The 11,548-nt window shown below is 67.3% G+C and carries 12 protein-coding genes; 5 read left to right on the plus strand and 7 right to left on the minus strand.

The window, feature by feature from the left end:
• Nucleotides 1-127: 127 nt before the first annotated feature.
• On the minus strand, nt 128-391 hold the full coding sequence (gene rpsO / locus Q0066_RS08700; protein ID WP_298132046.1) for a 30S ribosomal protein S15: 264 nt from the start codon (nt 389-391) through the stop codon (nt 128-130).
• 335 nt (nt 392-726) lie between these two features.
• Nucleotides 727-1,476 (minus strand): class I SAM-dependent methyltransferase, encoded by a 750-nt coding sequence (locus Q0066_RS08705; RefSeq protein WP_298132047.1) that lies wholly within the window; start codon nt 1,474-1,476, stop codon nt 727-729.
• A gap of 481 nt (nt 1,477-1,957) precedes the next feature.
• On the opposite strand from Q0066_RS08705, the gene Q0066_RS08710 reads away from it, so the two are divergent.
• Nucleotides 1,958-2,365, plus strand: a complete 408-nt coding sequence (locus Q0066_RS08710; RefSeq protein ID WP_298132050.1) for a DUF2809 domain-containing protein — start codon at nt 1,958-1,960, stop codon at nt 2,363-2,365.
• 120 nt (nt 2,366-2,485) lie between these two features.
• Here the strand turns inward: Q0066_RS08710 and Q0066_RS08715 are convergent, their stop codons facing one another.
• The 4 genes from Q0066_RS08715 to Q0066_RS08730 all read right to left on the minus strand — a co-directional run bounded on the left by Q0066_RS08715 (nt 2,486) and on the right by Q0066_RS08730 (nt 6,796).
• Complete coding sequence (locus Q0066_RS08715) at nt 2,486-3,607, minus strand: glycoside hydrolase family 172 protein (protein WP_298132052.1); 1,122 nt, start codon at nt 3,605-3,607, stop codon at nt 2,486-2,488.
• 78 nt (nt 3,608-3,685) lie between these two features.
• The gene (locus tag Q0066_RS08720) at nt 3,686-4,534 is read right to left on the minus strand and encodes a carbohydrate ABC transporter permease (RefSeq protein WP_298132054.1); all 849 of its coding nucleotides are present in this window, start codon (nt 4,532-4,534) and stop codon (nt 3,686-3,688) included.
• Entirely contained in the window at nt 4,534-5,412 is an 879-nt protein-coding gene (locus Q0066_RS08725; protein WP_298132056.1) for a sugar ABC transporter permease, read from the minus strand. The genes Q0066_RS08720 and Q0066_RS08725 overlap by 1 nt, the downstream gene beginning before the upstream one ends.
• A 61-nt stretch (nt 5,413-5,473) precedes the next feature.
• Nucleotides 5,474-6,796 (minus strand): sugar ABC transporter substrate-binding protein, encoded by a 1,323-nt coding sequence (locus Q0066_RS08730; RefSeq protein WP_298132058.1) that lies wholly within the window; start codon nt 6,794-6,796, stop codon nt 5,474-5,476.
• Between the two features lie 104 nt (nt 6,797-6,900).
• On the opposite strand from Q0066_RS08730, the gene Q0066_RS08735 reads away from it, so the two are divergent.
• On the plus strand, nt 6,901-7,932 hold the full coding sequence (locus tag Q0066_RS08735; protein WP_298132060.1) for a LacI family DNA-binding transcriptional regulator: 1,032 nt from the start codon (nt 6,901-6,903) through the stop codon (nt 7,930-7,932).
• Nucleotides 7,933-8,108: 176 nt separating this feature from the next.
• On the opposite strand, the gene ahcY is transcribed toward Q0066_RS08735, so the two are convergent.
• On the minus strand, nt 8,109-9,524 hold the full coding sequence (ahcY, locus tag Q0066_RS08740) for an adenosylhomocysteinase (RefSeq protein ID WP_298132062.1): 1,416 nt from the start codon (nt 9,522-9,524) through the stop codon (nt 8,109-8,111).
• A 123-nt stretch (nt 9,525-9,647) separates the two neighbouring features.
• Here ahcY and Q0066_RS08745 point away from each other — a divergent pair, with 123 nt between their 5' ends.
• From Q0066_RS08745 to Q0066_RS08755, 3 genes are all read left to right on the plus strand, one after another.
• Nucleotides 9,648-10,811 (plus strand): NAD(P) transhydrogenase subunit alpha, encoded by a 1,164-nt coding sequence (locus tag Q0066_RS08745; protein ID WP_298132063.1) that lies wholly within the window; start codon nt 9,648-9,650, stop codon nt 10,809-10,811.
• A 1-nt stretch (nt 10,812) separates the two neighbouring features.
• Nucleotides 10,813-11,118: an NAD(P) transhydrogenase subunit alpha gene (locus Q0066_RS08750; protein ID WP_298132065.1), complete on the plus strand. Its 306-nt coding sequence runs from the start codon at nt 10,813-10,815 to the stop codon at nt 11,116-11,118.
• A gap of 6 nt (nt 11,119-11,124) precedes the next feature.
• Nucleotides 11,125-11,548, plus strand: a 424-nt coding sequence (locus Q0066_RS08755) for an NAD(P)(+) transhydrogenase (Re/Si-specific) subunit beta (protein WP_298132067.1), incomplete at its 3' end; no start/stop codon positions are given.

Here is an 11,548-nt window from a genome sequence, read left to right on the forward strand (position 1 = left end):
GATATTCAGTTGTTTCCCGGTGATCGAGTTCCGTTGGTTGAGCTTGTCGAAACCCTGTCGTTGGTTGAGCTTGTCGAAACCCGGGAATGGAGTGAGGGGAGCAGCCGGAGCCACTCCCCTCATCAAGTCAGCGACGCAGGCCGAGACGCGCGATCAGTTCGCGGTAGTGCTCGATGTCCTGCTTGGCGACGTAGTTCAGCAGCCGGCGGCGCTGGCCGACCAGCAGCATCAGGCCACGGCGGCTGTGGTGGTCGCCCTTGTGCACCTTGAGATGCTCGGTCAGGTGGGCGATCCGGCGGGTGAGCAGCGCGATCTGCACATCCGGCGAACCGGTGTCGCCCGGCTTGGTCGCGAACTCTTCGATGGTCTTCTTCTTCAGATCAGCGTCCATGAAGGGGCTGCTCTCCTCTCGGTTTCCCGTTGCGCGGCGCTGCCCGACCTAATGGTCTCGATACTTGGGTGATCGATGGGCGGCTCTTGGGGCTCCGCGGGCGTCCTGACGCCAACCCCAGACTTTACCGCAGTGGCCCAACGGGAGCGAATCGGCAGTTTCCTGCTTGCTACCCGGCGCCCGCCCGGGTTGACCGGAGCAGAACAACGACCCTAGCCAAGCCGACGATGGCCGCATCGGCCCTGGCTGCGCTGGCGCCCACCGCTGGTGGAGCTTGCCGAAAACCTTGCCAGGGCTCGTCCAGATCTCGACGAGCTCGACCAAGACCTCCCGGACTATGGCTTGGTGTAGCGGAACGCCACCGTCACGTACGGCAACGAGAGAGTCTCCTCGCCCGCCGTCTGCGGGTGGGTATCCAGAAGTTCACGGACGGCGGCGAGCACTTGTTCACGTCCGTCGGCGTCCATCACAGCGACGTAGCTGCGGGAGGCGGCCAGCCGGAGGATGTCGTCGCGATCGACGGTCTGCCGCCACTCGAACTGGGCTCGTTCGGGCGCACCGAACGGTGCGTCCACGTGAGGAAACTCATCCGCACCCGGGGTGTACTGGCCGGTGTCGGCACGCATCGCGACGCCCAGTTCACGCACCCAATCCACCCGTTCGTCGCGGAAGTTCCAGATCAGCGCGAGCGTGCCGCCCGGCTTGAGTACCCGTGCCGCCTCCGCGGACGCCGCCCGCGGATCGACCCAATGCCAGGCCTGTGCATAGCTGACCGCGTCGACCGAGCCGTCCGGGATCGGCAACTGCTCCCCGGTGCCGACCAGCGTCCCGATGTCCGGGGTTTGGGTGCGCAGCACGTCCAGCATCTCGGCGGAGGGATCCACCGCGACCACTTCGTGTCCGGTGGCCAGCAGGACCCGGCTGAGCTTGCCGGTGCCGGCTCCGACGTCGACCACCCGCACCTCGTCGGGGTGCACCAGCCACGACACCGCGACCGGCGGATACCCGGGGCGCGCCGCCTCGTAGACGTCGGCGACCTCGCCGAATGAGCGGGCATGGGCGAGCTTGTCGTGACGCGGTTCCATGGGTGCAAACGTACGCTCGACGACCCTGCTGAGGCGGCGTCCCGGGCAAGTGATGGGAGTCTGCGGCCAGCGTCGCGTGTCGGTGGCAGGCAGCGTCAGGCATGGAGGCGTCGGACACGAAGGAGACGACGATGATCGCGTCGACCCCTTTCCCCGCACGCGACTGAGGGCGAGAGAGCCAGGCTGATCGCCTGGAAGCACGAACCGCGGACCGTTCATGGACGGCTGCGCGAAGCTCTGCGGCTGACCCGCACGGCGTGGGCCGGCGGTGCGTCCACCCAGCCTGCACAGCGCGAGCTGCTGCTGTTCTGCCACGGCTTCTGCACCGCATTGACCGGCATCTGGAAGGCGTCGCAGCGATCATGGAAAGCCACTTCCGCTGTGAGGAACGCAGCCCGACACCGCGCGCCCTCTCACCGGAGCCGTCCGGCTAGCCTGTCGAGATGCTCGCAAGTCGACCGCAGGCTTCCGGCGGTGCCCGATGACGACTGCCCGACGTCGCAGGCTGGTCGCGGCCGGGCTCGCCGTGACCACAGTGTTGGCCGGCTTGGCGGTGCGCTTCGCACTTCGCCGTGGCGCCGCGTCCGACGTCGCCGGCGATGCCCTGTACGCCATCCTCATCTATCTGGTCGTCGTCCTCCTGGCGCCGCGGACTCGTCCCGCAGTGGCCGCCGTCGTCGCGGCTTCACTCTGCGTGGCGATCGAGTTGTTCCAGCTCACCGGACTTCCCGCCGCCTGGGCCGCAACCTTCCCGCCCATCGCGCTGGTTCTCGGGACCGGCTTCGACGCCCGCGACATCGTCGTCTACCTCGTTGCGGTGGCCGGAGCAGCATTCCTGGACAAAACCATCAGCGCCAGACTGAGTGCTCCGGCCCGCCTACCCCACTGAGGCCTAGGACGGGGACTGCCTGCCATTCAGCGTGACCGGGTCCACCCACCCGCTGGTCAAGCTTGTCGAGACCCGGCTGACCCACCGTCTGCCGAGACCCAGTCGCGACCGGCTACGCGGTCACTCGTCCCAGAGCCCGTGCTCGGGCCAGCGGCGCGGCAGCCGGGTCTCCACGGGCGGCAGTTCAGTGATCGACTCGGACGGCTCGGTCTGGTACCAGTACGCGACGCTCGAATAGTCATTGCTCTGATCGTTGGCGTGACCGTGCTCGATGCTGAACCGCAGTGAGCGGGTGAACCGAACGGGGTCTTCGACATGGAACCGGTACAGGCTCCAGGTGCCGAAGTGCTCCTGGACGCTCGAGGCGAGGCTGATGCCGTGGTAGGGGCCGGCGTAGGCGCCGCTGGGGAATCCCCAGGCCGCGCCGAAGTAGTCCTCGGTGCCGGTGCCGTGCAGCCGCGGCGGCCACGGTTCGCCGTCGATGAAGAACATGTCGTCGCCCTCGCCCGGCCAGGTGTAGACCTGATTCGACGCGTTGAAGTTGTCGATGTTGAGCAGGCACCCGACGTAGTGGCCGTCGCCCTCGGTGTCGAGGATCACGTAGTTGTCGTCCCCCGTGGTGTTGAGGCCGGGCAGGTCCCAGGGCGCCGGGTTCGCCTCGACACTCGCATGCTCCACCTTCGTCGTCGGACGCTCCTGCCGGTAGAACGCGTGGAACAGCCCGACGTGATCGGGAGCCGGCTCGTCGGTCAGCTCGTAGTCCACGTAGTAGAAGAAGTTCTCGACCGGCTTGTCGCTCTCGTTGCGCAGCACGATCCGGGCGCCGTCACGGAACGGCATCGGGAAATAGCAGTTCATCGCCGCCGCGAACGGACCCTTCGGTCCGCGGCGCGGGCCGAACACCATGCTCAGCGGCAGCGACACGTAGTGCACGGCGGTGGCGTGGCCGACGCCGAAGAAGTCGCCCAGGGGGGTCCGGACGCTCGGGGTGGGCGAGCCGTCCCAGTACATCTCGAGCACCAGTTTGCGCAGGTACTTCTCCGAGTAGCAGCGGGTGGTCAGCCAGATGTGTTCGACCACGCCGCTTCCGGAGATGTCGGCCAGGACATGGGTCTCGCCGGGCTGGACGACGGCGAAGTCGCGGTTGCCGCCCGTGCGGTCGTAGCTGGACGAGCGCCCGGAGCGCCCCCGCTTCAGGTAGGGAAGCCCGCCGAGCGGGCTGGTGGGTCGCCAGAACTTCATGGTGATTCCTTTCGAAGACAGGCAACGCCCCGTCCGGGGACGCCGCATGGACGGCCCCGGACGGGGCCTCTGGGAGGTTCAGCCCTTGACCGCACCCATGGTGAGTCCGCCGACGATCCGCTTCTGCAGCAGGAACGTGACAGCGATCACGGGCAGCGAATAGAGCACGGCGAGCGCGGTCATCGCGCCCCACTGCAGACCGAACTGGGTCTGGAAGTTGGCTATCACGATCGGCGTGGTCTGTGCCCTGACCGCGGTCAGCAGCAGGGCGAACAGGAACTCGTTCCACGAGGCCAGGAAGGCGAAGATGGCCGCCACGGCAATGCCGCCGGAAACCACCGGAACGACCACCGAGACCAACGTGCGCAACCGGCTGGCGCCGTCGACGGCGGCCGCCTCCTCCAGTTCGATCGGCACGGCATCGAAGAAGCTGGTCAACAGCCAGATCGACAGTGGCAACGAGATCGCCGTGTGGCTCAATGCCAACCCGGTCGGGGTGTCACGCAGGCCCGCCCCGGTCATGATCATCACCAGCGGAATGCCGATCGCAACCGGCGGAACCATCCGGGTGACCAGGGTGGAGAAGACGAACAGCTGACCGGCTTTCGTCTTGAACCGGGTGATCGCATAGGCCGCCGGCACCGCGAACACGATGGACAGCACGGTGCTGATCACCGCGGTGGTCACGCTGTTGATGAAAGAGGGCACCACCCCGAAGGTGGAGATCGCGATCGTGTAGTTCTCCAGGCTCCACGTCTGCGGAATCACGGTGGGCGGCACCGCGATGGCCTCCATCGGCGCCTTGAACGAGGTCAGCGCCAGGTAGACGAAGGGGAAGCCGTAGAGCACCACGACCAGGATCAGCAGAGCCCACAGCAGGACCCTGCCTGCCCGCGAGCCGACTGCCGGTGTTGCTTCGGCGGACATCAGGACTCCTTCCCTGGACGCCAGATCGTTCCGATCGCGATCACGGCGACGATCAGCATGGCGATCATGTAGAGCACGCTCATCGCGGACGCCAGGCCGGGATCACCGAAGCGGACCATGGTCTGGTAGATCAACAAGCTGAGCGTCGTCGAGGCTTGCTCGGGGCCACCGTTGGTCTGGATCAGGATCACGTCGAAGGCCTTCGCAGCGTCCACGCCACGAACGATGAGGGCCACCGCGATCACCGGACGGAGCAGCGGGAGCATGATCCGGGTGAGCATGCGCCAACCGCCCACCCCGTCCAGCCGCGCGGCCTCGATCACGTCGCCGGGCAGGTTCTGCAGCCCGGCGAACAGCACCAGCGTCATGAAGGACGTGGTCAGCCAGATGTCGGGAATAGCCACCGAGAACAGCACGATGTCGGGGTTACTCAGCCAGCCGATCTGGTTCGGATCGCTGAGCACGCCCACGTTTGCGAGCAACGTGCCGATGATGCCGAAGTTGTCGATGAGCAGGAATCGCCAAAGCAGACCGGCAACCACCGGAGCGATCATCAACGGGTAGAGGAACAGACTGCGGAACACCCGGCTGCGCTGGCCGAGGGCGTGGAACAGCAGCGCGGTGGCCAGGCCCAGGACGAACTCGGCTGCCACCACCAGCAGCGTGTACACGACGGTGCGCCCGGCAGCCGCCTGGAAGTCCGGGGAGGTCAGGGTGTCGACGTAATTGCCGAGGCCGATGAACTCCGAGGTGCCCGCCAGCGGATCGAGGTTGTAGAAGCTGTCGACGACCAACTTGACCACCGGCCAGACCACCAGGATCGCCAGGAAGATCGCCGCCGGCGCCATCAACAGCATCGAGTACTGGTTGTCCGTCATACCGCGACGGCGACGCGCGGGCCCGGCTTCGCCGGGTGCCCGCGTGGTCGTGGTCGCGACATCACTTGACAAGGCGCTCCACCTTTGCCCGCGCCGCCGTGAGCAGCGCCTGCGGATCCGCCCCGGCGGCGAGCGAGGCCTGGATGGTCGGCACCAGCACGGTGTCCACGATCTGCTGCCACTTCGGCGTGCTCGGACGGGCCTTGGTCGCCGGGCCGTCCAAGGTGGCGATCAGCGGACCGAAGGACTCGAAGCCCTCCTTCTTCTCGTAGGCCTGGAAGGCCGACTTGCGGGCAGCCAGACCGAGCGACGACTGCAAGCTCAACTCGTTGTTGTCGTAGGCGAACTGCACGAACTTCTTGGCCAGTTCGCCCTGCGCCCCACCGGCCGGCAGGGACAGGTACCACGGCCCCGGAATCGCCCCGACACCGGCGGTGCCGGCGATCATCGGCGCCACTCCGACCTTGCCGTAGACCGCGGCATCCTTGGGGATCTGCCGGTAGGCGTGCGCCCAGAACCGGGTCATTGCGGTCTTGCCCTGGTTGAACAGGTTCTGCGCAGCCGCCCAATCGACCTGGGCCGCGCCGGACGGGGCGACCTTCAGCTTGGTGTAGAGATCGCTGTAGAACTTCAGCGCCGACACATGCGCTGCATCGTCGATGATCACCGCACCCGAGGGATCGAGGACCGGCCCGGCGGCGCCGGCCTGCACCACATGGGCCAGCCACTCCGTCTCGACCGCACCCTTGACGTCGGTGCCGTACAGCTTGGTACCCCGGGTGAAGAACTGGGCGACGTCGTTGAACTGGTCCCAGGTCGTCGGGGCGGCCAGGTCGTAGCCGTACTTGGATTTGAACGCGGCCTTCTCCTTGGCGTCCTCGAACAGGTCCTTGCGGTAGAAGAGGATCTCGGCGTTCGCCCACGCCGGCATGCCGACGTATTTGCCGCCGATCTGTGCGCCGGAGACCAGCGACGGAAAGAGATCGGCTTTCACGGCGTCGGTGAAGAGATCGTCCAGCGGCAGCAGTTTGCCGGCGAAGGTGGGCAGCCAGATCGCGTCCATCGCGGCGACGTCGAAGGACGGCGTGCCGGCGGCGAGCTCGGTGTTGAAGCGGTTGTAGAGACCGTCGTAGGGCAGTTCGACAAAGGTCACCTGGGTGCCGGTCTGCTTGCTGAAGGCGTCGGCGACCGGTGTCAGTTCGGCCTTGCCGCCGGCCTCGCACAGCACGGTCAAGGAGCCTCCGCCGCCTCCGGACGGGGCCGCGCTGGGCGCGGCGCCACCGGCACCGCAGGCGGTCAGTGCCGCAGTGGAGACCGCGGCCGCGCCGAGGCTGAGGAAATTGCGCCGGCTCAGGGCCGGGATCGAGGAACCGGGTGTGGACATCTTCTTGCCTCCGAATCAGCGTTGACTACGGGCCGGTAGGGCGAACATCGCTACGTTAACTCGTGTTACTAGCACGAGTCAATGCCCTGCAGCAGAATGGCGCCATGACCGAACGCGCCAAGCCCTCATCCCAGCGGCGGCCGTTGCAGCGTGATGTCGCCGCCCGGGCCGGTGTGTCTCGGACGACGGTCTCGTTCGTCCTGAACGGTGTGGAGAACATCGCCATCCCGGACGAGACCAGGGAACGGGTGCTGGCAGCCGCGGCCGAACTGGGGTTCCGGCCCAATCCGATGGCCCGCGGCCTGCGCGGCGAGCGCACCAACGTGCTCGGCCTGCTCACCAGCGACATCGTGACCAGGCCCTACTCGGTCGAAATCGTCAAGGGCGCCCAGGACGCAGCACTGGCCCGCGGCCGAACCCTGCTGATCGTCGATACCGGAGGCTCGGCGAGCGCCGCCCAGGCCGCGGTGGAGCACTTCCTGGAGTGGCGGGTGGACGGCCTGATCTTCGCCACCGAATATCACACGGCCTTCTCTCCCCCGGCTGCCGCCGACGAGTCGCTCTCGGTGCTGGTGAACTGCTATGCGGAGCCCCCCATCGACCGGCCGGTGCCGGCCATCCTGCCCGACGAGGTGCAGGGCGGACGGACCGCGACCCAGGCGTTGTTGGACGCCGGGCACGTCCGGATCGGGCTGATCAACGGGCCGGCGTCCTTCCCGGCGTCCCGTGGACGGTTGCAGGGCTACACCGATGCGCTCACCGCTGCCGGTATCGACACCGATCCGCAGTTGGTCCGCGCCGGCGATTGGTGGCAGGAATCGGCCGCCGGCCACGCCCACGACCTGCTCGACCTGAAGAACCCGCCGACGGCCATCTTCTGCGCCAACGACTGGATGGCGATGGGCACCTACGACGCGATCAAGGAACGCGGCCTGCGGATCCCGGGCGACGTGGCCGTCGTCGGTTTCGACAACCGCGTCGAGATCGCCGACCATCTGCATCCGCGGTTGAGCACGGTCGCACTGCCGTATTGGGCGATGGGCGCCCGGGCTGTCGAGGTGCTTCTCGATCCGGTCGGTTCACCACCGGGGGTCGAGTTGATCTCCTGTCCTTTCGTCGCGCGAGCCTCGATCTGACCCAGCACTCGCACCCACCGGGCCTCGGTGCTTGAGCGTGTCGAAACCTCTTGTCAGCGTGGGATCGCGAAGGGCCTCGACAAGCTCGACCGGCGAGAAGCAGCCGCCTCTTCGGGGGATCCCGGGGCAAGCCCGGGATGACGCGAGAGCGGACGAGTGACTGCGGACGCCGGGTGTCAGTAGCGGTAGGCGTCCGGCTTGAACGGGCCCTGCTCGGGGACGCCGAGGTAGTCGGCCTGGGCAGGAGTCAGCTCGGTGAGCCGGACGCCCAACGCCGCCAGGTGCAGCCGGGCGACCTCCTCGTCCAGCTCCTTGGGCAGCGTGTAGACGCCGACCGGGTACTCGGCCGTCTTGGTGAACAGTTCGATCTGGGCCAGCACCTGGTTGGTGAAGGAGTTGCTCATCACGAACGACGGGTGTCCGGTGGCGTTGCCCAGGTTCAGCAGCCGGCCCTCGGAGAGCACCAGGATCGAATGGCCGTCGGGGAACGTCCAGCGGTCCACCTGCGGCTTGATCACGGTCCGTTCGATACCCGGGTAGGCCTCCAACCCGGCCATGTCGATCTCGTTGTCGAAGTGCCCGATGTTGCCGACGATCGCCAGATGCTTCATCTTCGCCATCTGATCGACCGTCACCACGTCACGGTTGCCAGTGCAGGTGATGACGATGTCGGCCACGTCAAGCACGTCGTCGAGCCGAGCCACCTGGTAGCCGTCCATCGACGCCTGCAGCGCGCAGATCGGGTCGATCTCGGTGACGATCACCCGGGCGCCCTGGCCGGCCAGCGCCTCCGCGGCGCCCTTGCCGACGTCACCGTAGCCGCAGACCACGGCGGTCTTGCCGCCGATCAGCACGTCGGTGCCGCGGTTGATGCCGTCGATCAGCGAATGCCGAATGCCGTACTTGTTGTCGAATTTGCTCTTGGTGACCGAATCGTTGACGTTGATCGCCGGGAACAGCAGCGAACCCTGTTTGGCCATCTCGTACAACCGATGGACGCCCGTCGTGGTCTCTTCGGTGACGCCGCGGAGCTCGTTCGAGATCGCCACCCAGTCCAGCCCGGATGACCGCAGCTGCTGCAGCACCACCGCATACTCGGCCGAATCCCCGGCACCGGGCTCGGGCACCGCGCCTGCCTTGGCGAACTCGACGCCCTTGTGCACCAGCAGCGTGGCGTCGCCGCCGTCGTCCAGGATCATGTTCGGACGCCGATCGCCCCAGTCCATGATCTGCTCGGTGCAGGCCCAGTACTCGGCCAGCGTCTCACCCTTCCAGGCGAACACCGGCACCCCCTGCGGATCCTCCGGGGTGCCGTTCGGACCGACCACCACCGCGGCAGCGGCCTGGTCCTGGGTGGAGAAGATGTTGCAGGACGCCCAGCGCACCTCGGCACCCAGCGCCACCAGGGTCTCGATCAGCACCGCGGTCTGCACCGTCATATGCAGCGAACCCGCGATCCGGGCACCGGCAAGGGGTTTCGAGTCCCCGTAGCGTTCCCGCATCGCCATCAGCCCGGGCATCTCATGCTCGGCGAGAGCGATCTCCTTGCGTCCGAAATCGGCCAGGTTCAGGTCCGCCACGCGATAATCCACCGAAGAATCCTAGTGCACGACACACTGCTCCACGCCTGATGTGACAAGGCCGGTACACCGGGGTTGGATGGAATCATCACCGTCTGACAACGTCTGACAAGGCGAGGGAAGAGAGCCACAGCCATGGGCTTCGTTCTCGGCATTCCAGTCAGCGCCGATCCAGCCGAGCGGCGCACCCCGATCGTGCCCGACGTGGCGACCAAACTGAGAGCCCTGGGTGCGACCCTGGTGATCCAGGACGGCGCCACCGACCGGGCCCACATCACCCCCCACTCGCTCGGCGAGGTCACCTGGGCGCGGAGCACCGACGAGGTGCTCGCCGCCGCCGATGTCGTCTGGACGATCGGCCCGCCGTCGCCGGAAACGGTCGCGGCGCTGCGGCCCGGCACCGTCCTGATCGGCACCCTGGCACCGTTCGCCGACCCGGATCGGGTCCGCGCCCTGGCCACCGGCGGAGTCAACGCGTTCGCGATGGAACTACTCCCCCGCATCTCGCGCGCCCAGTCGATGGACGTGCTGTCCTCCCAAGGCGCGGTGGCCGGTTACCAGTGCGCGCTGATCGCGGCCGCGCGCTGTCCGAAGTTCTTCCCGATGCTCACCTACGCCGCGGGCACCGTCCGGCCGGCCCGGGTGCTGGTGATCGGTGCCGGTGTCGCCGGGTTGCAGGCCATCGCGACCGCGAAGCGGCTGGGTGCGATCGTCGAGGGTTACGACGTCCGGCCCGAGACCAAGGAGCAGATCGAATCGCTGGGCGCCAAGTTCGTCGACACCGGCGTCAGCGCCGTCGGCGAGGGCGGCTACGCCCGCGAGTTGACCGAGGCCGAGAAGGGCACCCAGGAGGCGAAGCTGGGCAAGGCGATCGCCCAGAGCGACGTGCTGATCACCACCGCGGCCGTCCCGGGCAAGCAGGCCCCGCTGATCGTCAGCGAGATGATGGTCAAGGCGATGCGCCCCGGCGCCGTCGTGGTCGACATGGCCGCCGAGCAGGGTGGCAACGTGGCCGGCACGGTTGCCGGCTCCGAAGTGCGGGTCGGCTCGGCGCATGTCGTCGGTCCGATCAACCTGCCCAGCCGCATGCCGGTGCACGCCTCGGAAATGTTCGCCAAGAATCTGTTCAACTTCACCGCACCGATGGTCACCGAGGGAACGCTCGCCATCGACACCACCGACGAGGTGATCGCCGGCACCGCCCTCACCCTGGGTGGCGCCGTGGTGCATCCACTGGCCCGGCAGGTGCTGGGCCTGGAGGACCTCGCTCCGCAGGGCACCCAGGAAGGGGACGCCTGACATGACCGATCTGCTCTACCTCTACATCTTCATGCTGGCCGCGTTCACCGGCTACGAAGTGATCTCGCGGGTGCCGGTGATCCTGCACACGCCGCTGATGTCCGGCTCGAACTTCGTCCACGGTGTGGTGCTGGTGGGCGCCATGTACGCGCTGGGCCATGCCGAGACGCCGCTGCAGATCGTGCTGGGCTTCCTGGCCGTGCTGCTGGGTGCCGCGAACGCGGCCGGCGGCTACGTGGTGACCGAACGGATGCTGGCCATGTTCGCTCCGAAGAAGAAGCTCCCCAACCCGGGCCAGGAGGCCTGATCACCCATGGAATGGATCGTCAACGGGATCTACCTCTTGGTCTCGGTGCTGTTCATCGTCGGCCTGAAGGCGATGGCGTCGCCGGCGAAGGCCCGGCGCGGCATCGCCTGGGCCGGGGTCGGCATGGTGCTGGCCACCGCCGCCACCTTCTTCGTGCCCGGCATGCGCAATATGGCGCTGATCGCGATCGCGATCGTGCTGGGCGGCGGCGTCGCCTGGTGGGCCGGACGCGTGGTGAAGATGACAGATATGCCGCAGATGGTCGCCATCTACAACGGTATGGGCGGTGGTGCGGCGGCCTTGATCGCGGCGGTCGAGTTCGCCCGCGCCGAGGTGCACGGACCGGTGGTCGGCACCCTCGCTGTGCTCGGCTCGCTGATCGGCTCGGTCGCCTTCAGCGGCTCGGTGATCGCCTTCCTGAAGCTGCAGG

This window comes from Micropruina sp. (genome assembly GCF_027492755.1).
Classification (GTDB): Bacteria; Actinomycetota; Actinomycetes; order Propionibacteriales; family Propionibacteriaceae; genus Micropruina.

Excerpts from the sequence above, each read along its gene's own strand:
- rpsO (WP_298132046.1), bottom strand. The coding sequence starts at position 391 with ATGGACGCTGATCTGAAGAAGAAGACCATCGAAGAGTTCGCGACCAAG.
- Q0066_RS08705 (WP_298132047.1), bottom strand. The coding sequence starts at position 1,476 with ATGGAACCGCGTCACGACAAGCTCGCCCATGCCCGCTCATTCGGCGAG.
- Q0066_RS08710 (WP_298132050.1), top strand. The coding sequence starts at position 1,958 with ATGACGACTGCCCGACGTCGCAGGCTGGTCGCGGCCGGGCTCGCCGTG.
- Q0066_RS08715 (WP_298132052.1), bottom strand. The coding sequence starts at position 3,607 with ATGAAGTTCTGGCGACCCACCAGCCCGCTCGGCGGGCTTCCCTACCTG.
- Q0066_RS08720 (WP_298132054.1), bottom strand. The coding sequence starts at position 4,534 with ATGTCCGCCGAAGCAACACCGGCAGTCGGCTCGCGGGCAGGCAGGGTC.
- Q0066_RS08725 (WP_298132056.1), bottom strand. The coding sequence starts at position 5,412 with ATGACGGACAACCAGTACTCGATGCTGTTGATGGCGCCGGCGGCGATC.
- Q0066_RS08730 (WP_298132058.1), bottom strand. The coding sequence starts at position 6,796 with ATGTCCACACCCGGTTCCTCGATCCCGGCCCTGAGCCGGCGCAATTTC.
- Q0066_RS08735 (WP_298132060.1), top strand. The coding sequence starts at position 6,901 with ATGACCGAACGCGCCAAGCCCTCATCCCAGCGGCGGCCGTTGCAGCGT.
- Q0066_RS08745 (WP_298132063.1), top strand. The coding sequence starts at position 9,648 with ATGGGCTTCGTTCTCGGCATTCCAGTCAGCGCCGATCCAGCCGAGCGG.
- Q0066_RS08750 (WP_298132065.1), top strand. The coding sequence starts at position 10,813 with ATGACCGATCTGCTCTACCTCTACATCTTCATGCTGGCCGCGTTCACC.